18 protein-coding genes and 1 pseudogene are annotated in these 20,349 nt (G+C 65.8%); 11 read left to right on the top strand and 8 right to left on the bottom strand.

Annotation, left to right across the window (positions count from 1 at the left end):
• Nucleotides 1-13: 13 nt before the first annotated feature.
• Nucleotides 14-1,357, top strand: coding sequence for an HlyD family type I secretion periplasmic adaptor subunit (locus QZH52_RS23525; protein WP_301812961.1), 1,344 nt, complete (start codon nucleotides 14-16; stop codon nucleotides 1,355-1,357).
• Here QZH52_RS23525 and QZH52_RS23520 read toward each other — a convergent pair.
• The 5 genes from QZH52_RS23520 to QZH52_RS23500 form a co-directional block, all read right to left on the bottom strand.
• The gene (locus QZH52_RS23520) at nucleotides 1,300-2,730 is read right to left on the bottom strand and encodes an ATP-binding protein (protein WP_301812960.1); all 1,431 of its coding nucleotides are present in this window, start codon (nucleotides 2,728-2,730) and stop codon (nucleotides 1,300-1,302) included. The genes QZH52_RS23525 and QZH52_RS23520 overlap by 58 nt on opposite strands.
• A complete protein-coding gene (locus QZH52_RS23515) occupies nucleotides 2,723-3,400 on the bottom strand; it encodes a response regulator transcription factor (RefSeq protein WP_301812959.1) in 678 nt (225 codons plus the stop codon). The genes QZH52_RS23520 and QZH52_RS23515 overlap by 8 nt, the downstream gene beginning before the upstream one ends.
• Before the next feature lie 635 nt (nucleotides 3,401-4,035).
• Nucleotides 4,036-4,356, bottom strand: coding sequence for a Fic family protein (locus tag QZH52_RS23510; RefSeq protein WP_301812978.1), 321 nt, complete (start codon nucleotides 4,354-4,356; stop codon nucleotides 4,036-4,038).
• A gap of 16 nt (nucleotides 4,357-4,372) precedes the next feature.
• Entirely contained in the window at nucleotides 4,373-4,519 is a 147-nt protein-coding gene (locus QZH52_RS23505; protein ID WP_301812958.1) for a hypothetical protein, read from the bottom strand.
• A 510-nt stretch (nucleotides 4,520-5,029) separates the two neighbouring features.
• Nucleotides 5,030-6,649 (bottom strand): serine hydrolase, encoded by a 1,620-nt coding sequence (locus tag QZH52_RS23500; protein ID WP_301812957.1) that lies wholly within the window; start codon nucleotides 6,647-6,649, stop codon nucleotides 5,030-5,032.
• A 291-nt stretch (nucleotides 6,650-6,940) separates the two neighbouring features.
• On the opposite strand from QZH52_RS23500, the gene QZH52_RS23495 reads away from it, so the two are divergent.
• From QZH52_RS23495 to QZH52_RS23455, 9 genes and pseudogenes are all read left to right on the top strand, one after another.
• Nucleotides 6,941-8,230 (top strand): hypothetical protein, encoded by a 1,290-nt coding sequence (locus tag QZH52_RS23495; RefSeq protein ID WP_301812956.1) that lies wholly within the window; start codon nucleotides 6,941-6,943, stop codon nucleotides 8,228-8,230.
• A pseudogene (locus QZH52_RS23490) lies at nucleotides 8,119-8,400 on the top strand (winged helix-turn-helix domain-containing protein); the annotation flags it as partial. The gene QZH52_RS23495 and the pseudogene QZH52_RS23490, both read left to right, overlap by 112 nt.
• Nucleotides 8,369-9,640: a TssA family type VI secretion system protein gene (locus QZH52_RS23485; protein WP_301812977.1), complete on the top strand. Its 1,272-nt coding sequence runs from the start codon at nucleotides 8,369-8,371 to the stop codon at nucleotides 9,638-9,640. The pseudogene QZH52_RS23490 and the gene QZH52_RS23485, both read left to right, overlap by 32 nt.
• Nucleotides 9,532-9,993, top strand: coding sequence for a type VI secretion system domain-containing protein (locus QZH52_RS23480; protein WP_301812976.1), 462 nt, complete (start codon nucleotides 9,532-9,534; stop codon nucleotides 9,991-9,993). The genes QZH52_RS23485 and QZH52_RS23480 overlap by 109 nt, the downstream gene beginning before the upstream one ends.
• On the top strand, nucleotides 9,914-10,477 hold the full coding sequence (locus QZH52_RS23475; RefSeq protein ID WP_301812955.1) for a hypothetical protein: 564 nt from the start codon (nucleotides 9,914-9,916) through the stop codon (nucleotides 10,475-10,477). Before QZH52_RS23480 ends, QZH52_RS23475 begins: the two co-directional genes overlap by 80 nt.
• A gap of 429 nt (nucleotides 10,478-10,906) precedes the next feature.
• Nucleotides 10,907-13,204: a beta-glucosidase BglX gene (gene bglX / locus QZH52_RS23470; RefSeq protein WP_301812954.1), complete on the top strand. Its 2,298-nt coding sequence runs from the start codon at nucleotides 10,907-10,909 to the stop codon at nucleotides 13,202-13,204.
• A gap of 618 nt (nucleotides 13,205-13,822) precedes the next feature.
• Nucleotides 13,823-14,782 (top strand): universal stress protein, encoded by a 960-nt coding sequence (locus QZH52_RS23465; protein WP_301812953.1) that lies wholly within the window; start codon nucleotides 13,823-13,825, stop codon nucleotides 14,780-14,782.
• 113 nt (nucleotides 14,783-14,895) lie between these two features.
• Nucleotides 14,896-15,699 (top strand): universal stress protein, encoded by an 804-nt coding sequence (locus QZH52_RS23460; RefSeq protein ID WP_301812952.1) that lies wholly within the window; start codon nucleotides 14,896-14,898, stop codon nucleotides 15,697-15,699.
• A 2-nt stretch (nucleotides 15,700-15,701) separates the two neighbouring features.
• Nucleotides 15,702-16,337 (top strand): N-acetyltransferase, encoded by a 636-nt coding sequence (locus QZH52_RS23455; protein ID WP_301812951.1) that lies wholly within the window; start codon nucleotides 15,702-15,704, stop codon nucleotides 16,335-16,337.
• Between the two features lie 286 nt (nucleotides 16,338-16,623).
• Here the strand turns inward: QZH52_RS23455 and QZH52_RS23450 are convergent, their stop codons facing one another.
• Together QZH52_RS23450 and QZH52_RS23445 are read right to left on the bottom strand one after the other, a co-directional pair.
• The gene (locus QZH52_RS23450; protein WP_301812950.1) at nucleotides 16,624-16,959 is read right to left on the bottom strand and encodes a hypothetical protein; all 336 of its coding nucleotides are present in this window, start codon (nucleotides 16,957-16,959) and stop codon (nucleotides 16,624-16,626) included.
• A gap of 248 nt (nucleotides 16,960-17,207) precedes the next feature.
• The gene (locus QZH52_RS23445; protein ID WP_301812949.1) at nucleotides 17,208-18,239 is read right to left on the bottom strand and encodes a GlxA family transcriptional regulator; all 1,032 of its coding nucleotides are present in this window, start codon (nucleotides 18,237-18,239) and stop codon (nucleotides 17,208-17,210) included.
• A gap of 65 nt (nucleotides 18,240-18,304) precedes the next feature.
• Here QZH52_RS23445 and QZH52_RS23440 point away from each other — a divergent pair, with 65 nt between their 5' ends.
• Complete coding sequence (locus QZH52_RS23440; RefSeq protein WP_301812948.1) at nucleotides 18,305-19,294, top strand: fatty acid desaturase family protein; 990 nt, start codon at nucleotides 18,305-18,307, stop codon at nucleotides 19,292-19,294.
• Nucleotides 19,295-19,327: 33 nt separating this feature from the next.
• Here the strand turns inward: QZH52_RS23440 and QZH52_RS23435 are convergent, their stop codons facing one another.
• Complete coding sequence (locus QZH52_RS23435) at nucleotides 19,328-20,299, bottom strand: tripartite tricarboxylate transporter substrate-binding protein (RefSeq protein ID WP_301812947.1); 972 nt, start codon at nucleotides 20,297-20,299, stop codon at nucleotides 19,328-19,330.
• Nucleotides 20,300-20,349: the final 50 nt, after the last annotated feature.

The following is a 20,349-nucleotide window of genomic DNA, read 5'->3' as shown; positions in this document are numbered from 1 at the left end:
GAGGCGGGAATTCATGACACACCCACAAGCGTTTCCATCCGCCGGCAAGGCGCCGCGCCGCAGGACCACCGAGCAGCAGGTGCGAGGGCTGGTTCGCGGCGGCCTGTTCACCGTGCTGGGCATCGTCGTCCCGCTCGGTGCCTGGATCGGGTGGGCGCCGCTCGCCATGGCGGTGGTCGCGCCCGCCCACGTCAAGGTCGACCTGAACCGGCGTCCGGTGCAGCATTTGGAAGGCGGCATTGTGCGCCAGGTGCTCGTTCGCGACGGCCAGGTTGTCAAGGAAGGAGAGCCGCTCATCATCATGGGCGACGTCGGCGTCGATGCGGACCGCAACCGCCTGACCTACCGTCTGGCCGTGGAACGCACGACGCTGGAGCGGCTCGATGCCGAGCACCGCCGGGCCGCGCGCCTGGTGTTTTCCGAAGGGCTGCAGGCCGAAGGCCGCAAGGACCCGCGGCTGCAGGATGCGATGGCGAAGGAGGCCGGCCTGTTCGCCGCACGCCAGCATTCGCTGCACAGCGAACTCGCACTGATGAAGCAGCTGCGCCACAACGTCCAGCGCGAGATCGCCGCGCTGGAGGCGCAAGGCGCGCGGGCGCGGGAGTCGCTCGCGCTGCAGCAACGCGACCTCGAGGCCAACCGCGACTTGGTGCGAGAGGGCTTCGTGTCGACCGCCCGGATCAACCAGATGGAAGCGTCGGTGGCCGACTACACCTCGAAGCTGGAAGAGCGACGTTCCGAACTCGCGCGCGGCCATGGGCGCCTCATCGACGCGGACATCAAGAGCAATTCGATCGTCAACGAATACCTGCGCTCCGCCAGCGACCAGCTGAAGACGACCGTCGCGCGTGTCAGCGAAATAGAACAGGAGTTGCGCAAGTCGGACGATGCGACGACCCGCCAGGTCGTGCTCGCGCCTGCATCGGGGGAGATCATTGACCTGAAGTTCACTTCACCCGGTTCGGTCGTGCGGCCCGGCGAGGCGATCGCCGAGATCGTGCCGAGCAACACCGCTTTGATGATCGAGGCCCAGATCCGGCCTGAGGAAGTGAACAACGTGCTGGTCGGCCAGCACGCCCGCATCAAGTTCACCGCCTTCAAGTACCGCAACGCGACGATGGTCACCGGCAAGGTAACCTATCTCTCGGGCGACCGCTTCGTCGACAAGGTCACGCAGATGCCCTACTACAGCGTCTCGATCCTCGCGGACCCCGAATCGGTGAAGGCGGTCGGCGACCTCAAGATGCAGGCCGGCATGCCGGCGGAGGTCTACATCGACGGCGGCTTCCAGACAGCGCTTCAGTACCTGCTGGACCCGGTGACCTCCACCTTGCGCAGGGCCGCACGGCAGATGTGAGCCGTTGCGGGAAACCGTACCTCGGCCCGCAGGCCGCCTAGCGGCGACTCCAGCAGGTGCACCACCGCGTTGTGCGCCTGCGCGACAGCCTGCACGATCGCCAGTCCGAGCCCGACCCCGTGCGTGTCTCGGCGGCCAAGGCGGTTGAAGCGCTGGAAGGCATCCGCATGCCGGGTGGCCGGAATCCCCGGCCCCGAATCGTCGACCGTGATCAGGACTGACTGGGGACCGAGCGCGCTCGCGACTTCGATGCGGCCCCCCGCGGGCGTGTAGCGGATTGCGTTGACGATCAGGTTGTGCAGCAGCATGTGCAGCCCGAGCTCGACGACAAGCAGCTCGTCGACCTCGAAGCGCGCCATCAGCAGGAGATCGCGTTGCGAGGCCACCGGACCGAGCTCGCACATCACGTTGCGGTAGACCTCCTCCAGTTTCACCCGATCGGGCGCGTGGCCGCCGGCCACGGCCAGGCTGTCGACGCGGGCAAGGTCGAGCAGCCGGTCCAGCAGGTAGGTGGCCTGGTCGATGCCGGCCATCAACCCGCGCAGCGAGGTCGACAGCTCCTGGGGCGAATTCGCCAAGGTGATGGCCAGTTGGGCCTGGGCGCGCAGGCCTGCGAGCGGCGTGCGCATCTCGTGCGCGGCGATGGCCGTGAACTCGCGCTCGACCGACAAGGCCTGCCGGAAGCGTCCGAACAATCCGTTGATCGAATCGACCATCGGCTTGAGCTCGGCCGGCGGATGCGCTTCGTCCAGCTCGGTCAGGTCGAGCGTGTGGCGCTCCCGCAGTTGGGTCGCGTAGCTATCGACTGAGCGAAGCGCGCGATTCAGGAACCACCAGGTGCTCAGGAGGATCAGTACCAGGGGCGCGGCCAGGAAGGCCAGGAAGTACCCGGTGGTGATACCGGCTGCCGACTCGCGGTCGCGCATGCGCTCCGCGATCTCGATGATCATGCCCGACTTGGGAGCCGCTTCGGTGTAGGTGCGGAAATCCTCGCCGCCTACCTTCGCCTGTCCGAAGCCCCGTTCGCCCAGCGGCCGCATCGATGCAGGCTCGGGTGCATGCCGGCTTCGATGCAGCAGCCTGCCGTCCTGAGACCATATCTGGTAGTGGTAGCGCGCGCCGAGCGTGTGCTCGGTCTCCCGGCCGGTGTCGACCAGACCGCGCTCGAGGCCCTCCTCCTCGATCTCGTGTGCGGCGAATGCAAGGACCGTCTGTGCCAGCGTAACGAGCCGCGCGTCCAACACGTTCCGGTCGGCGAGCTGATCGGCCCGGTGCATCGCTGCGCCGCCGGCCACCAGGGTGGCGATGCAGACGAACAGCGCGATCGCCGTGACGCGACGGCGCAAGGACCAGGAAGCGCCCGGTCTATGCATCCCAGCGCTCGGGGCCCAGCTGGTAGCCGACGCCGCGCACCGTCAAGATCAGCTCCGGAGAGAACTTGCGGCGCAGGTAGTGGACGTAGACCTCGACCGCATTGCTCTCTACCTCCGCATCGAAGGTGTAGAGCGCCTCTTCCAGCTGGGAGCGGGACAGCACCTGGCTCTTGCGCCGCACCAGGATCTCCAGCAACCAGAACTCCTTGTTGGTCAGCGGCACGACGTTGCCGTTCCAGGTGGCCATGCGGTGCGACGGGTACAGCTTCAGCAGGCCGTGCTCCGGCTCGCCCGAAGTCGGCACGCGGCCCGGCGCGCGGCGCAGCACCGCCCGGACGCGCGAAGCGACCTCGTCCAGGTCGAGCGGCTTGACCATGTAGTCGTCGGCACCCATGTCGAGCAGGCGGACGCGGTCCTGGATGTTGCCCCGCGCCGTGACCACGATCACCGACACCGGGATGCCCCGCGAGCGGATGATCTTGAGCAGGATATCCCCGCCCAAGTCCGGCAGCCCGAGGTCGAGCAGCACGCAGTCGTACTCGCAGGATGCGAGGGCCGACAGTGCGTCCTTGCCGCCGCGGCTCCAGTCGACCGCATAGCCGGAGCGAACGAAGCCTTTCTGGATGGCTGTTCCGAGGAGTTCGCTGTCTTCGACCAGTAGCAAGCGCATGGGACACCCTCTTGCGACAGATGTGGAGAACGCAGCCGCGGTGGCGGGACCGTGCGCAGTTCGAATCTTCGAGTAGCGTTACGTCTGCTTGCCGCGTGAACATGAATCGGTCTGGGCGGCCCTCGTCAGAGGGCGTAGGGCGTTGGCGGCGTCAGTGAAGTAGCGTGCGCCGTCGCCAGCGCGCATTCAGGGCAGCGGCAATGCGCAGCGGCGGCCGCACCTCTCCTCGAAAGAGTTCTTTCGACGCTTCCATCTGTCGTCTCCTCCGGATATTGATCTTCTCTGGACCGATGTCGGCTTGCCGGCGATTCTGCGTGGCTTCAGGGAATTGCCCGGTGGTCGACAAGCTGGTGTTACGAAACCAGCGGTATCAAATGTATGGAAAGTTATGGCGGAGAGCAAACCTTTTTTCTTATAGTTTTCCCGGTATCGGCCCCTTTTGAAGACATGCTGAGGAGGGCTGTGGAGGCTGAGAGGTTTGAGATTGAGGCCTTGGCCGATGGCAAGACGATTGCCGAGATCGCACAGAAGCACGACGTCTCAGCGCATTGCCGAGATGGCGCGGCAACGGGACTCAGGACCCGTACGACCGTCGAGAACGTCGCGGGACGTCTGCGTCGAAGGAGGATCGCAGCTCAGGTACTCACTGATGAGGTTTGCCCCGACCGAAGCAATGGCAACCGGGAGGCCAAGCTCGACGCCGTCGGTGCAGTCTCTGAGGTGCGCGCGGCGTGTTCAGCCGCGCGGGCTCTGCGGATCGACCTCGTCGATAGTGGAGTCCGAGGCAGCATCGACCGGTGTTTCGGCCTGCAGGTGAGCATCGTGTTCATGATGAATCGCCCAAGGCGCCCGTTGCCGTCCATGTACGGGTGGATGAAATCGAACATGAAGTGGCCGAGCACCGCGCGCACCGCGGCTGATGGTTCGTCGCGCAGCAGTTCGAACAGGGCGGGCACAATCTCCCGCACAGCTTCACGTAGCGGCGGCACGTGCCTCGTGGATGTCTTCGATCCAGCCCCCGGCTGCAACGCGGCGGATCAGTTCAGGCGTGACTCGATAGCCCTCGATGGACAGCGAGTGGTACGCATCGGTGACGTAGACATCCTCGATCGCCTGCATGACCGTAGGAACGTCCCCGCGGAGGCCCGGCTCCTCCCGCGAGACGGTCCCTCCCCCGAGCCAAGGACGTCTACGTGGTGCGCGCAGCTCCATTCGCAGCTCTCCCGGGACCGCAGCGCGTTGCCCTCGGCATTGATCCTTTGATTGCGGTCAAGCGCATCGGCTTGGCGCGCCCTGTGGCCCGCGTGAAATGCGCAGTGCACGAGCGAGCAACGGGTGCGACGCACCCAGGGCCCCACGTCCCATTGACGGCCGGGGCGCGAGCGTTCTAGAGACTGATGCAGTGAAGGAAGAATTCGCCATCGCTCGCGGCCAGAGTCAGATCGGCCGGCCAGGATCGGCCGCGACCGACAACGAAATGGGCGATGACCAGGCTGGCGCAGCAGACCCAGCACCTCGCGCCCGAAACTCGGCGATGCGGCAAACGCCGGCACTGCGGCGAGCAATGCCATAGGCAAACTGCAAAGCAAGCAATCGGGCGCGCAGACACGGTGCTGCATCCCGACGGAATCAGGGCGTTCGCGTGAACGTGCCTTTCGCGATGTCCTCAGCGTAGTAGTCTATCGCCAGGCTGTCGGAGACACTGGAGATGCCGGGCTTGAAGTCGACCCTGGCGACCGATCCGGGCGGCGCGTTCTCGCCCGACAGGTCGAAGACGTAGGAGTTGCCGCTCCAGTGTCGCAACGGAAAGATCCTCGCGCCCGTCGGCCCCATCTTCAGTATCAGCCCACTGCCGCTGGCCTCCACCACCGCGTTGCCGTAATAGCTGCTGACATATGTGCCAGCGTAGACATTGCTGCCCAGCGCTGCGACCGGCTGTGACGGTGGTTGCTGGCCGGCCAGCGACCCCTCGGGCACATAGAAGGGCAAGAACCGCTGCGCGTAGAGCGTGATCCAGTCGGCCGACGACGCACCTGATTCGACGAATTCCTCGAAGGTGGCGTTCAGGGCTTCGGCGGCACCCACCGGTGCTGCGTTGGTCAGCGTGACGATCGCGACTCCGGCCGCCGGAATCACGGTGAATGCGGTGCCCGCGCCGAGCATGAAAGCGCCCGAATGCGAAAGCTTGACGCGTCCCGCCGTCGTGGTTCCGACGTTGAAGCCGTAGCCATAGTAGTTGGGGCGCACGGCCGGATCATCGGACCGCCCATTCACGATCTGTCCAGTGATCGCGGGCAGCAAGGCTTCGGGCTTGACCACCGTGCGCCCGTTGTAGCTGCCGTTCTGAAGAAGCAACGACATCCATCGCGCGACGTCGTTGACGCTCGAGCTCACACCTCCGGCTGGCGATTGCGCATCGGGTTGCCGCTGGTACAGGGCCTGGTAGCTCCCGTCGCGCATCACGTGCGGTGACGCGCGATTGGCGCGCTGCATGAAGTCCGCAAAGCGGGAACTCGTGGCGCGCATGCCCAGCGGTGCATAGAGCGTGCGCTCGGACAGCGTAGCCCAGTCAATGCCAGCCGCGTTGGCTGCAGCCTCCGCGCCCGCTGTGAGGCCGAAATTGGCGTAGCCGTACGTGGTGCGAAAGGCACGCAATGGCACGTAGCGCATGCGCTGCAGGACCTGTTGGCGGTCATAGCCCAGGTCTTCAAGTTTGTCGCCAGCAGCATCCGGCAAGCCGGAGCGGTGAGCAAAGAAATCGCCGATCGTTACCTGTTGCGTGACCGCTGGGTCGGACATCTTGAAGTCGGGCAGTCGGGTCGCAGCAGGCGTGTCCCAGGACACGGTCTGGTTTCCCACGAGGCCGGCCACCACGGTAGCCGCAATCGGCTTGGACATCGACGCGAGCTGGAATACGGTGTCGGCATCGACCCGTTCCAGCGAGCCGACCCGGCGCACCCCGAAGCCCTTGGCGTAGACGACCTGGCCGTCCTTCACCACGGCCACCGCCATGCCAGGAATCTTCGAGCGTCGCATGACATCGGCCGCCAGCAGGTCGAGCTTGGCCACAGCGGCATCGACCTGCGCCGAGGCAACCGGGGTGGTATTGATCGGCGGGGGCGATTGCGATGCGCCGAGCGACGCGAACGACGCTCCGCCGCCACCGCCACCGCAGCCGGCCAACGTGGCAGCTGCCGCCAGAAATAGAGCGTGCGCGCAGCAGCGCACGGGGTAGCTCGCACAGATCATCCAAACTTCCAAATGTTGATGGTTGCCCGAATTCGGACGGTGCCAATTGTCATGGGGTGCGTCGGGATGATCAAATTACAGGTGTAGTCGGTCGGCCGACTTGGGCGAGCCAACCATAGCGTGAGGTTTCCGAGTACGTACGACGTTGTCGATTGCGAAGGGCCCTGTCGAAACGACTTCGACCCTGCGACTGGGCGGGTACAGTGGAGATCCAGCCGGCGCGCGGTTGCAATCCCGCTTTGCGCGACGCTTCCATGAGGGAGCCAGCCGCAGGCCTTCGATCCGGCACTGGTGGCGCTCGGGCTGCTCGGCGTGGCACTGGGCGCCTGGCTCGGCAGGCGCTGGATCGCGCCCGACGGCCAGCTGGACTCGTCGCGCCAGCTTCTGCTGTTCACGCTGCTGCTGCCGGTGGCGCTGTCGCTGCTGCCGTCGGTGCTCATGAGCGCGCTGCTGTGGTGGGGCACCGACGCCGATTGGGCGGCGCTGTGGCCGCGCATCTATGTGCCCCACGCCATGGCGATGCTCACGCTCGTGCCGGCCCTGCTGACCTGGGACACGGCGGCGGCCACTGCGGTCTTCCGCGACCGCGGCAACTGGCTGCCGATCCTCGCCGCGTTCGCTTGCATGGGCCTGGCGCTGGTCCCGCGCATGCACGACGAGGTGATCCGCGCCGCGCTCACCTTCCCGCTGTGCTGGGCGGCGGTGCGCAGCGGCATGGTGCTGGTGGCCCAGTTGAACGCCGCGATCGCCATCGGCATGATCGCCATCACGATCGCCGGCTTCGGGCCCTACGTCGAATACGGCTACGGCATCTGGGCCTTGCAGGTCGACCTGATCGGCATCGCCGTGCTGTCGCTGCAGCTGGCCGTGACCATCGGCGAGCGGCAGCGGCTCGCCGCCCGGCTCGACCAGGCGCGCCGATTCGAATCGCTGGGCTTCCTGGCCGGCGGCGTCGCCCACGACTTCAACAACGTGCTGGGCACGATCCGCGCCTGCGCCGAGATCGCGAGCGAGCGCATGCCGCCGGACAGCCCCGGCCAGGCCGAGCTCGCGCAGCTGGAGCGCGCGACCGAGCGCGGCATGGACATGACACAGCAGATCCTGCTGGCGGCCCGCCAAGGCGACCCCGCACGCAGCTGCGTCGATCTGGCCGAGCTGGTCGACGAGGTGCTGGAGATGGCGCGCCCCCTGTGCCCGAGCCGCATCCAGCTGTCGCGAAGGCCGCTGCCGGGCGCTACCGCCCCGAAGGTGCTGGCGAACCCCGGCCAGCTGCTGCGCGCCGTGCAGAACCTGCTGCGCAACGCGACCCAGGCGGCGCGGCACGGCGTCACGTTGACAGCCGGCACGCGCGCGGCCGGGGCCTCGGGCGAAACGCGCTTCGACCTGCAGTTGGGCGACCGGCAGGGCGAGCTGGGCTGGGTCGAGGTCGCCGACGACGGCCCCGGCATCGATGCCGCGCACTGGCCGCGCGCCGCCTGCGCACGGCCGACGGGCGCGACGTCTCGCTGTCGCCGAGCCAGTTCAACATGCTGGTCCTTTTCCTCGGCACGCCGAGGAAGATCGTCACGCGCGAACAGCTGATCGAACGCACCCGCGCCTTCGACGACGTCTACGACCGGTCGATCGACGTCCAGATGCTGCGCTTGCGCCGCAAGATCGAGGCCGATCCCAAGCAACCCGCGCTGTTGCGCACCGAACGTGGCGTCGGCTACGAGTTCGATGCGCTGTCGGTGGAGGCGCTCTGGGACTGAGCCGAGCGGCCGACCCGGACAGTCAAACAGCAGGAGAAACGAGACTTGGATACGCTTTGTTGGAAGGCATCGGACGGCAGCCCGTCAATGCCGTGCGGCCCGCGGGCAGCGAGGTGCGCGACGACCCGCGCTTCGAGGCCCTGCAAGTCGAGATCGGAACCCCGGCGCCGACGGCCAGACCGACTGGCAGCGTGTCGGCCAACTGGCGTCGCTGCTTCTGGCCGACAAGGGCAAGGACCTGCTGGTGGCGAGCTATCTCGGTGGCGCACTTTTGCAAGGCGAGGGCTTGCCGGGCCTGGCCATGGGGCTGCAGGTGGTGGGCGACATGGTCGAGCATTTCTGGGACGGCATGTACCCGCCGCTCGCGCGGATGCGGGCCCGCCGCAACGCGATCGAGTGGCTGCTCGACCGTGCCGAACTGGCGGCCGAGGAACGGCACTGGATCGAACTCGATCCCCAGCCGCCGGCGCTGGTCGCCGCGCTGCGGGCTGGGGCACGGCGCCTCGACGATCAACTGCGCGCCAAGGACGCCGAGGGGCCGTCGATGCAGAAGCTGCTGAGCCTGGTCGACAGGATTCCGGTGGCGGAGGAAGCACCGACGGTCGCTGCGGTCGTGGCCGAGGAGACCGCGGCGCCCACACCGGAGGTGCGCAGTGCGCCGACGCCTGCCCCGCCGCTGGCGCTCGCCGCCTTGGCGGCGTCCACCGGCGATGTGGCCGTGGCGCTGGGGCTCGCGTTCGACCACTTGAACCATCTGGTCGACGCCATGATGGCCGCCGACATTCGGGACGCCCGCGCCTACCGCGCCAGCCGCTTCGCCAACTGGGGCGGCCTCGACGCCCTGCCGCCTGCGGACGACGGCCGCACGAAGATCGCGCCGCCCGTCGCGCAGGTGGTGGAGACGCTGCAGCGCCTGCAGGAGGAAGATCCGCAGCCGCAAGACGCCATCTTTTTCGCCGAGGCACAGTTGCCGGCCTTTCCATTCTGGCTGGACCTGCAGGCGCTCTGCGCCGCGGGCCTGGCGCGGCTGGGCGAGGGCGGCGCGGCGGCGCGGGGCGAGGTCGAACGGGCGACGCGCGCGACCTGCTCGAACGCCTGCCGGGACTGGAGTCGCCGTCGTTCACCAACGGCCTGCCATTCGCCAATTCACGCACGCTCGAATGGCTCGGCACGCTCGGCGGGTCGCCTGCCGCCGCAGGCGGCACGCCCGCGTCCCGGGACGACGCCGTGCGCGCCGTAGTGGCGAAGGCGCGCACGCTCGCTGTCAACGGTGAGCTCGATGCCGCCGTGACGCTGATGGAGCGGACCATCGACCGGGCGTCCGATGCGCCCATGCGCCTGCGGGCGCAGATCGGCCTTTGCCAACTGCTCCACGCCAGCCGCGAAGGACGGGTGCCGGCGCCCTTCGCGCAACGCATCGTCGAGCAGATCCGGCACCACGACCTGGACCGCTGGGACCCCGCGCTGGCCGTCGAAGGATGGGTGGCTGCGCACAGCGTGCTGAGCCAGGACGATGGACATCCGGCCGAGCGGGACGCCGCGCTGTCGGCCATTGCCGGGCTGGATGCGGCGCGGGCCATGGCACTGCTTTGAATCTCGCCCGGCGCAGGCCAAGGATGGTGAGCACCAGCCATGTCTGCATGCCCACCGTCTTGTAGATGTACATGTCGTTGTCGTCCGTGTGGTGGACCTTCTGGTCCAACACCTTCTCGATGAGGTGTCGCGCGATGAATTTGGGCAGTACATTCAGCAGCTTGTTGGCTCGGATCGACTTCCCGGACACCTGCTGGTAGGCGGTGGCGATCGAGGTCACGTAGTGGTCGGAGCGGCCCGCCACCTCGAGCAGGCGATGGCGCGCGTAGGCCATCAGAAGAAACCGATGCCTCGGGTTCTCGGTTACCGCGAGCAGGCGGTCGACTGCCACGTTCAGTTGGGTAAGGAGCAGCTCGCAGGCGGTCTCGTGCATCAGCTGCCGGGAGAGCTCGCGAAACTCCAGCTGCGCTCTTTCTTCAGCGCGCGTTCGACGGCGCGCGGCGAGACTTGGAGCCGCCCGGCGATGTCGTCCAATGTGAGCTGAACGCCGCGTGACTCGTGTAGCGTCATCCTGATGAACTCGCCCCAATCGCGCTCGGGGGCCGCGCGTACTCGCCGGGCGGCCAGCCACTCTTCCACCTGCTCGACCACACGCAGCGCCGCATCGGCAGCAGGGCATCGAGGTTGGCCGCGTCCATCACCACGCGCACGCCGGGAATCGCGCGCTCGTTGAAGTGAACGCGCGCGGGCGCCAGGCGGCGATCGACAGCATCTCGTCGGCGCGTGCCAGGCGGCCGGCATCGAGCCGCGGGAAGCTGGATAGACTATCGACAGTCCTTCGGGGACCCTCCCGACCTACAGGCCGCGCCTCGGCGCACGATGCGGTAGAGAGTGAGCTTCGAGGTCCTCTTCGCGATCAGACCCGCAAGAATTGGTCCTGATTTCCGCTCAGAGCCCACCGAAAGCCGCATTGATGAAAACACCTTGGTTGCTGGGCCTGCTCGCCGGCTTGGCCACGCCGATGGCGATGGCCCAGCCCAACCCCGCCCTGCTAGGCAACAAGGGTGCGTTCATCGCCGATGTGCTGCGGCAGATGACACTCGACGAAAAGATCGGCCAGCTTCGCCTCATCAGCTTCGGCCCGTCGATGCCAGCGTCCAAGCTTGCCGAGGAAGTGGCCGCCGGCCGCGTCGGTGGCTCTTTCGGTGTCGTCAGTCGCCCAGAACAGCGTCCCCTTCAGGATGCAGCCATGCAACGCAGCCGGATGAAGATCCCGGTGTTTTTTGCCTACGACGTGGTCCATGGCCACCGCACCACCTTCCCGATCGGCCTGGGCCTCGCATCGAGCTGGGACCTGGAAGCGGTCCGTCTGAGCGCACGCGTCGCAGCGCAAGAGGCCAGCGCCGACGGCATCGATTTCACGTTTGCGCCGACCGTCGACATCGCCCGCGACCCCCGCTGGGGTCGCACCTCGGAAGGTTTCGGCGAAGACCCACACCTCGTGTCGCAGATGGCGCGTGCGATGGTAAAGGGCTTCCAGAACGATTCGGCAGCCAAGCCCGACAGCCTCATGGCGTCGGTCAAGCACTTCGCGCTCTACGGCGCCGTCGAAGGCGGGCGCGACTACAACATCGTCGACATGAGCCCGATGCGCATGTACAACGACTACCTGCCGCCCTACCGCGCGGCCATCGACGCGGGTTCGGGCGGTGTGATGCTCGCGCTGAACGCCGTCAACGGCGTGCCGGCCGCGGCGAACACCTGGCTGCTGCAGGACCTGCTGCGGAAGGACTGGGGCTTCAAAGGAGTGACGCTAAGCGACCACGGTGCCATCGCCGAACTGCTGCGCCACGGGGTGGCGCGTGACGAGGCCGAAGCCGCAAAGCTCGCAATCAAGGCCGGCGTCGACATGAGCATGGCCGACGAGAGCTACATCAAAGAGCTGCCCGGGCTGCTGAAGTCCGGCCAGGTCCAGGAAGGCGACATAGACAACGCAGTGCGTGAGGTTCTGGGCGCCAAGTACGACATGGGCCTTTTCCGAGATCCGTTCCTGCGCATCGGCAAGGCCGAGGACGACCCGGCAGATCTCAAGGCCGACAGCCGCCTGAATCGCGCGCCGGCGCGAGACGTGGCCCGCAAGTCGATGGTGCTGCTTGAAAACCGCAACCGCACGCTGCCGTTGCGCAAGACCGGAACGATCGCGCTGGTCGGCCCCCTCGCCGATTCGCCGGTCGACATCCTGGGCGCGTGGTCGGCCCAGGGCGTGCCGGCCTTGGCAGTGACCTTGCGTCAAGGCATGGCGGCAGCGATTGGCGACAAGGCGAGGCTCCTCTTCGCACGCGGCGCGAACGTCACCGAAGACAGATCGATTGTCGACTACATGAACTATCCGAACGGAGAGGCGCAGGAGATCGTGCAGGACGGCCGCATGCCGCAAGAGATGATCGACGAGGCCGTGGCGACGGCGAAGCAGGCCGACGTGGTCGTGGCTGCGGTGGGCGAGTCGCGCGGCATGTCGCATGAGTCGTCGAGCCGCACGCGCCTCGATCTGCCAGAGAGCCAGCAGGCTCTGTTGAAAGCGCTCAAGGCAACGGGCAGGCCATTGGTGCTGGTGTTGATGAACGGCCGCCCACTGACACTCGGCTGGGAGAAAGCCAATGCCGACGCAATGCTGGAGACCTGGTTCGCCGGCACCGAAGGCGGCAATGCCATCGCCGATGTGCTCTTTGGCGACGCCGATCCATCGGGGAAACTGCCGATCTCGCTGCCTCGCTCGGTGGGGCAGATTCCGACGTACTACAACTTCCCACGCCCCGGCCGGCCTTTCACGCCGGGCAAGCCCGGCAACTACACCTCGCAGTATTTCGACGAGCCGCAAGGCGCGCTGTACCCTTTCGGCTATGGGCTGAGCTACACCGACTTCACACTGTCGAACCTGGTGCTGTCGTCGCGCAAGGTGCGAAAGGGCCGCACGCTCGAGGCCAGCGTCACGGTGAAGAACAGCGGCGACCGCGCCGGCGACGCGGTGGTGCAGCTCTATATTCAGGACGTGGTCGCGTCGGTCGTGCGTCCGGTCAAGGAGCTCAAGGGCTTCCGCAAGCTGAAGCTGCAACCGGGCGAGACGCAGGTGGTGCGCTTCCCGATCGGCGAGACGATGCTGAGCTTCTACAACCAGCAACTCAAGCGCGTCGCGGAACCCGGCGCATTCAACGTGCAGGTCGGACTCGACTCACGCGATGTACTGCAGGAGAGTTTCGAACTGCTGCCCTGACGTGGTGCCTCCCCGGACAAATATCGTGCGGCCGAGCATTGATGCTGCAAGCGCAGTGCTCGACCAAGTTTCCCAATGAGAGTCGAGCCGTGCAATCTGGCAAAGACCGTGAGGACATCGGCCCCGACGATTGCAGGATTGATTGGACTGCCTACACTCCCCTCATGACCACCACCCTGATTTGCGCCCACGTTGCCTTGGCTGCGCTGCTTCTCGCAGCCACCTACGCACGTGCGGCTGCAAAGAGGGCTCGTCGTCAGCTGACGCCAGCACATTCCTAAGCCCGGCGGTCCGCTCTCTCCCCTTTCAGCGCATACATCCACCGCCGGGCAAAAGCTTCGCGCGGTCGCGGATGCCACCTCGAAGACGGCGTTCGCGTTTCGATGGAGTGCTGCCATGCATGCAGTTGTTCACGGCGAGCGCACGCTCACCGATCTGGATCTCGCTCGCCTCTCAAAGCTTCCAAGCCAGCAGCTTCCTCCGCTCTCCCCGGTAGGCCCGCGACCGCCAGGTCGACCCTGACGGCTCTCGAATGAGCCGCCCGCAGCAGCACGTATTCCCGAAGTCGCGATGTCGCGCGCAGGAAGCTTGGCGCTAGCCATTTCGAAAGGATTTGCCATGACCCCTCACTCCGTCCTCGCGGTAACCGATTTTTCCCCACTCGGAAACAATGCGCTCGCTCGCGCAGCCCTTCTCAGCGCGGAGCACGGCGCGACACTCAAGCTCGTCTACCTGGCCTACCCTGGCGAGGCTCCGCCTGAAGATGCTTCCACCAGACTGGCGCACCACGCTCTGCAACTCAGCCAGCGACACGGCGTGCCGGTGCGCGCAGTGAGCCGACTTGCCTTCACCGTCCGGGACCTCTTGCCTCAAGTGGGCAGCGCTGACCTGGTCGTCTGGGGCACAGCCGCCGTTAGAAGTCTGCGAACGTTCTTCACGGGCCAGCCGGTCGAGGAACTGCTTCGAACCACGAAGCGGCCCGTTCTCGTCGTGCGGCGCGCGGCCACGCACGATTACCGCAGTCTGATCGTGGCGGTCGACTTCACGCAGGCGTCACGAGGGCTTGTCGAACTTGGCTTTGCTCTCAGTCCGTCGGCCCAGGTCGAGCTCTTCCATGCGATCAGCTCAGCCAACGAAGGGAAGCTTCGGTACGCCGAGGTCTCGAACCGTGCCATCAAGGCCTACCGCAGCGAGTGCCGGCGCTACGCTCAGGACAGGATGCTCAGGCTGACGGACTCGTACGACTCCAGGCGCAATCGCGTGCTGTCCGCGGTCGGCCACGGTGACGCTGCCCGACAGACGATCGTGCAGCAACAGAACAGCGGCGCAGAGCTCATCGTCGTCGGCAGGCGACCCTCCTCGCGACTGAGCGACCTCTTCTTCGAAAGCACCGCGAACCGAATCGTCAGCTACTCGGACACCGACGTGCTCGTGGTACCGCACGACTACGAGCCGGCACCCAGCGCCTGCGCCGTGAAGCGGATCTCAACGGCAGGGTCCGAGGTGCGCCGGGTCAGGGCCGGCGCGCCAAATCCACCGCGCCTTCCCAATCCGGCCGCAGTGTTCGGTGGACCATGAGCACCTTCCGCAAGAGTTGGGAGCGCAACCCGTTCACCAATGCCACCGAACCAACGCCGATTCCGTCGTCATCGTCTCGAGGGCTGCGATTCCACGCCCTCAGGAGAACAGCCATGAACTCTCATTCGATTCTCGCCGTCACCGACCTCTCTCAGCAGGGCAATCGCGCGCTGATTCGTGCGGCGATGCTCGCTGAGCCGCGGCGCGCCTTGCTGAAAATCATGTATACGCCGTCGGATTTCCGTGGCTCCCTCGACCCGGATGTTGAGCAGCAGGTGAAGCGACTCGCCAGGGAGGTTCACACGCGCTTCAACATTCTGGCAAAGACCGTTGCCGACCCTCGCGGTGGCCTGGAAGGAGTCGCCAAGGAAGCCCGATGGGCGGACATGTTGGTCGTCGGCGAGCATTGGAAGGAGTCCGCCGGGTTCTTCTTTCGCGGCATGCCAATCGAGCGCCTGCAGCGACTCGTGCCCTGCCCTGTGCTGCTGGCCCGATTGGAGGTGTCTCATCGCTATCGTCGAATCCTGGTGGCGATCGACTCGACGTCTTGCTCCAAGAAGCTGCTGAAACTGGCTCGAAGGCTCGACGGCGGCGCTCAGATCGAGCCGTTTCAGGTGGGCGATTCGTCGACAGACAGGCGCAACAGCGTCAGCCCCAACGATGTGGCGCGCCAGGCGGTGATTCAACAACAGCATTCCAACGCCGATCTCATCGTGGTCGGAAGGTCCAGAGGTTCCGGATTCTCGGAATATCTGTTCGGGAGCGTGGCACACCGCGTGCTGCGGTGGTCGGGTTGCGACGTCTGCTTGGTACCTCACGATTTGCGTATCGACCCCATCCCCGGAATGCCGACGCCATCCCCCGCACGCCATGACCCGATGGCCACCCGGCACCTGTTGGCCAGGCCGGAGCAGTAGCCATGATCCTTGCCCTGCCGTTCCCTCATTTCCGCATCCCCTTCTATCGCCCGGCCGAACTTCGGGTCGATGTCGATCCGTCCGCGACGAACCGCGGCGACCCGCTCACCCACATTTACGAGCGCATTCAAACGCCAGGCGACCAACTTCACGGCCTGCCAAGCTTCGTCCTTCGCGATCCCCATCTCAAGGTGCACGTCCGGGAGGTCGACGGCGAGCGCTATGCGTACGTCGAAGACATGCAGCGACGATGTCTGGCCGGCTGCACGGTCTTCAACAGATTGGTCGAAGTCGACCGTCGGGCGGATCGGCATCTTCGCTCTCCTCATTCACGCTATCTGCCCCAATACCAACGGCAAGGAATCGCGACGGCCGTCTACGACTGGGCGCTCGCCACCGGAAGCTGCTTGATGACAGGGGCGCGTCAGTCGGCGGGCGCGCACGCCCTGTGGCGCAAACTGGCGCGGCGCTATGAATCGGGCTTCGCAGACCTTCGCAACAAGAAGCTCACCTATCTGGGCATCGATATGAGTCCCGGCGATCTCGAGCGACTGGAGACCCGGATGTTCTTGCTTCCGGCCAGGTGTCTTCTCCCCGAGTTCTGCGCGGCGGTCGGAATGCAGATTTCACCACGTTGAGTGGGTTTCGGAAGGCGCCGCAGGCAGCGCCGCATCCGCTCGATCGATGTTGTCGCGATGCGCCCTCAGCTTCCAGCAGTTCGTTCAGAGCTTCGAGCAGCGCGTCGCGACTCAGAGATTGCCGATAGGCGTCGTCGAGCTCTTCGGCGTAGCCAACGGGCGAGGATAGCGAGATCCGCGGTGCACTCGGCGGACTACCGCAAAAGGCCCGCATCCAGTCTAGAGCACGCGTTCGAGCTTGGGCCTCGAACCAGAACCGTCGGCCTGCTACCGGCTGGCTGACCGGTCAGCACTCGCCCTTCTTGGCGTGGCCCGGTGGGCAGTGGTAGCGATTGCCTTCGTGGTGATGACGGTCTCGGTCGTGGTGCTGGCGGGCCTCCCACTCGTGCCGGCCCCAATAGCGACGCCCATCGTAGTACCGCTCGCCATACCAGCCGGGCACAACCACCACCTGTGCAGGCGGAGGTACGTACACCGGTCGCGGGGCAACGTACACAGGGGGCGGTGCGACGTAGACCGGCGCTGGCGTGCCCACATTGATGTCGATGTTGACCGCGCGCGCGACGCTGGTCAGGCCGAGCAAGGCGCATCCGGCGGCTACGAGATATGAGTACTTTTTCATTATGTTCCGTGATGAAATGAGGGCCCCGATCTTCACCAACGCGTCGATTGCCCCGCGGTTGACCGGCGCCAATGTCCGCTGAGCGAATCGAACAATTAAATTCGACCCGGTTCGCCAGCAGCACGCCGTTGACAATCTGATCTCTCGATACGGTCAACCTGACACCACTGCCCAGACCAGCCGCGATGCCTGTGATGAACTTTGCGCCCGGTCCGCTGGCATCAATGGGCGGCCACGTCTCCCCTGGCTCAGCGTCGCTGACGCCGGGCTGCATGCTCAAGCCGGTGGCTACGGGGAGTCCTGCCGCGCATCAGGGCAAATGCACGGCTCAGGGCGCTGGCGCTCGAATAGCCGCATTCGCGCGCCACATGCGCCAGCGCCATGCGGCTCGTGGCGAGCAGGTGGTCCGCGTGTTCCAGACGCAGCCTGGCCACGTACTGCCGCACATTGAAGCCCACGGCGTCGGCAAAGCGTCGCGACAGGCTGCGTTCGCTCAATCCGACGTGCTGTGCCAGCGCAGCCAGGCTCGGCACCGGATCCATTTCGCGCTCGAGCATCTCCTGCACCGCAAGTACTTGCGCGTCGCCGTGCCGCTTGTACGCGGCGCTCCAAAGCGCGAGCTTGTTGTCGGCAGGAAGCGCGTCGGTACTGGTGTGCCTCAGGAAGCGACGTGCGCGCTGCATGCCGAAGAATCGCTCGATCAGGTGGGCACACGCGTCCACCGTGGGACCGATGCCGCACACCGTGATGATGTCGGCGGCCGCCACGATCCTGAGGGAGGACTGGTAGCGGATCTCCGGAAAGCGGCGGCGGATGATCGATCGCTCGCTCAGCAATCCGGTGGCCTCGCGCCCATCGAGCAGGCCTGACTTGGCCAGCAGCAGCGCGCCGCCGAAGCTCATCACCAGTGCGCCACCTGCATGTTGCCGTCGCAGCCACTGACAGTACGCCGCGTCGTCTTCGGTCGTTTCGGCTGCCGGCGCGAACTGCGCGGGCACGACCACCACGCTGAAATCACCCGTTCGCTTCAGCGTCAGGTCCGGCGTCAGCGGCAGGCCGCCGAAGCTGCTGACCGGAGCCTTGCTCCGCGCCACCAGGCGAACGTCGAACAGTGCACTCGCGGCTATGTCGCTATTGCGCGCCGCAAGGGTGCCGGCGGCCTGGAGCAGGTCGCGCACCAGCAGCACTGAGCCTGCCCACGCTCGGTCGGGAAGCAGGATGGCCACGCGTACCGGAGCGGGGGCAGGTTGTGCGTTCGTGTCACGTATCTGGCGCTTCATGACAACAGATTCTGCCGTGCCTTTGATTCAATCGGAGCATTCGAGATTGCATATGGAGATTCCCCATGAATGAAGTTCGCGCACTGCTGGGCCGCGAAGAGCTGCTGATGTTGCAGCGCAAGTCCACCTGGAAGGCAGCCTGGATGCTGTTGGTCAACTGGTGCCTGATCGCGGCAACGTTTGCCCTGGTCATCGCCCGGCCCGGCATTGCCACGGTAGCGCTTGCCATGCTGGTGCTGGCCGGCCGCCAGTTGGGATTGGGCATCCTCATGCATGAGTGCGCGCATCGCTCCTTGACGCCCTCTCGCCCGCTGAACGACTGGATCGGCCAGTGGCTGTGCGCCGCGCCGGTGTTCGCCGACCTGTTGATCTATCGCAGCTATCACATGACCCACCACGTGAAGACCGGCACGCAGGACGACCCGGACCTGCCCAACTACCGTGGCTATCCGGTCACCCCAGCCTCACTGGCGCGCAAGCTTCTTCGCGACGTGCTCGGCCTCACAGGCCTGAAGGCGGCGGCCACTCTCGCCGTGCTGTATGCGCATGCGGAGCCTGAGAAGCTGCGATTCGGCTATGCCTACAAGAAGCAGAGCGCCGAATCCGCAGCAATGGATGGCGATAGCCCCGGAACGTGCAAAGTGCGACACCTGCTGTGGAACGCCCGCCGCATGCTGCTCATACATGCCTTGGCGTTCGTCCTGTTGTGGGCCTGCGGGCATGCGATCGCCTACCTGCTGTGGCCGGCGACCTGGCTGACCACATACATGGTGGTCAGCCGCATCCGAAATGCCGCTGAGCATGGCGCACTTCCGGGCACGGTGAGCCAAGACATCTGGTCGAACACGCGCACGGTCCTCGCGGCGTGGTGGGAGCGCCTGCTGTTCGCACCCAACTTCGTCAACTTCCACATCGAGCATCACTTGGTGCCGACCGTTCCCTCATACAACCTGCGCCGGATGCACCGACTGTTGAGGGACAAGGGAGTGCTTCAGCAGGCCCACGTCGCCGGAGGATATGTCCAGGTCATACGGAGCCTCGTCAGCAAGCGTTGATGGGCGATCAAAACGCCCAAGGCCGGCCCGTCTCTATTCGGCCTGAAAGCCGGACAACTTGATGATGGGCGCCCAGCGGGCCACGTCTGCCTCGACGATGGCCGCGAACTCGTCGGGCGACGTGCCGGTCGGCTCGACCCCCAGGTTGATCAGCCTCTGCCGTGTCGCCGCCGACCGCACCGTCGTGACGAGCGCCGCCGACCATTCATCGATGATCGCCCGCGGTGTACCGGCTGGCGCGAAGATGCCAACCCAGCCGCTGGCCACGACGCGCGGATAACCTTGCTCGGCAAACGTCGCCACATCAGGAAGTTGGGAAAGCCGTTTCTCGCCAGATGTTGCAAGGATCCGGATGCGCCCGGCGCGGTGCAGGTCGATGAGGTCGGAAACCACTGAGATACCGCAAGGGATGGTGCCCTCGACGAGATCCACCTTCAGGGCAGCGGCGCCTTTGTATGGCACATGCGTCATGTCGATCTCGATCGCCTTGGCGATCATCACGCCGAGAAAATGGGGCAACGTTCCTGCACCCGGACTTCCGTAGAATCGTTGGGGCGGATTCTTCTTCAACCAGTCGACGAGTTCTGCGACGGTCCTTGCGGGGTGTGCGTTCGGTACAGCGAGGGCCAGATCGTAGGTCGCTATCTGCGAAATGGGTGCGAAATCACGCGATGTGTAGGGGACTTCCTTGAAGGATAGCGGCGCCATGACCGGCACCACGATCGGGAACTGCGCGATCGTCGTGCCGTCCGGTGCGGCACGTTTCAGCGCCATCGCAGCGATGCGTCCGCTGGCGCCGGGTCTGCTCTCGACCACGACCGTCCGGCCGAGCAGAAGCCGAGCGCCCTCGGCCAGCGATTCCGCAACAGGTCGGCCCGAACCACCTTCGAACGGCAACAAGAGTTTTGTCACCCCAACGCTGCTGCCTTGCGCATGGGAGACACCTCCTGGCGCCAGGTGAAGCGCGAGCACAAGCACAGAAATGAAGGAACGGATCTGACGCATGCGCACCACCTCATGGCAAGACTGCGGAGAATTCTAGCTTCCGATGACTG

This window comes from Variovorax ginsengisoli (genome assembly GCF_030486595.1).
In the GTDB taxonomy this organism is placed as follows: domain Bacteria; phylum Pseudomonadota; class Gammaproteobacteria; order Burkholderiales; family Burkholderiaceae_C; genus Variovorax; species Variovorax ginsengisoli_B.
This window is presented reverse-complemented; position numbering and strand designations above follow the sequence as displayed.

Excerpts from the sequence above, each read along its gene's own strand:
- QZH52_RS23525 (WP_301812961.1), top strand. The coding sequence starts at position 14 with ATGACACACCCACAAGCGTTTCCATCCGCCGGCAAGGCGCCGCGCCGC.
- QZH52_RS23520 (WP_301812960.1), bottom strand. The coding sequence starts at position 2,730 with ATGCATAGACCGGGCGCTTCCTGGTCCTTGCGCCGTCGCGTCACGGCG.
- QZH52_RS23515 (WP_301812959.1), bottom strand. The coding sequence starts at position 3,400 with ATGCGCTTGCTACTGGTCGAAGACAGCGAACTCCTCGGAACAGCCATC.
- QZH52_RS23505 (WP_301812958.1), bottom strand. The coding sequence starts at position 4,519 with ATGCAGGCGATCGAGGATGTCTACGTCACCGATGCGTACCACTCGCTG.
- QZH52_RS23500 (WP_301812957.1), bottom strand. The coding sequence starts at position 6,649 with ATGATCTGTGCGAGCTACCCCGTGCGCTGCTGCGCGCACGCTCTATTT.
- QZH52_RS23485 (WP_301812977.1), top strand. The coding sequence starts at position 8,369 with ATGCGCTGTCGGTGGAGGCGCTCTGGGACTGAGCCGAGCGGCCGACCC.
- QZH52_RS23475 (WP_301812955.1), top strand. The coding sequence starts at position 9,914 with ATGGACATCCGGCCGAGCGGGACGCCGCGCTGTCGGCCATTGCCGGGC.
- bglX (WP_301812954.1), top strand. The coding sequence starts at position 10,907 with ATGAAAACACCTTGGTTGCTGGGCCTGCTCGCCGGCTTGGCCACGCCG.
- QZH52_RS23465 (WP_301812953.1), top strand. The coding sequence starts at position 13,823 with ATGACCCCTCACTCCGTCCTCGCGGTAACCGATTTTTCCCCACTCGGA.
- QZH52_RS23460 (WP_301812952.1), top strand. The coding sequence starts at position 14,896 with ATGAACTCTCATTCGATTCTCGCCGTCACCGACCTCTCTCAGCAGGGC.
- QZH52_RS23455 (WP_301812951.1), top strand. The coding sequence starts at position 15,702 with ATGATCCTTGCCCTGCCGTTCCCTCATTTCCGCATCCCCTTCTATCGC.
- QZH52_RS23450 (WP_301812950.1), bottom strand. The coding sequence starts at position 16,959 with ATGAAAAAGTACTCATATCTCGTAGCCGCCGGATGCGCCTTGCTCGGC.
- QZH52_RS23445 (WP_301812949.1), bottom strand. The coding sequence starts at position 18,239 with ATGAAGCGCCAGATACGTGACACGAACGCACAACCTGCCCCCGCTCCG.
- QZH52_RS23440 (WP_301812948.1), top strand. The coding sequence starts at position 18,305 with ATGAATGAAGTTCGCGCACTGCTGGGCCGCGAAGAGCTGCTGATGTTG.
- QZH52_RS23435 (WP_301812947.1), bottom strand. The coding sequence starts at position 20,299 with ATGCGTCAGATCCGTTCCTTCATTTCTGTGCTTGTGCTCGCGCTTCAC.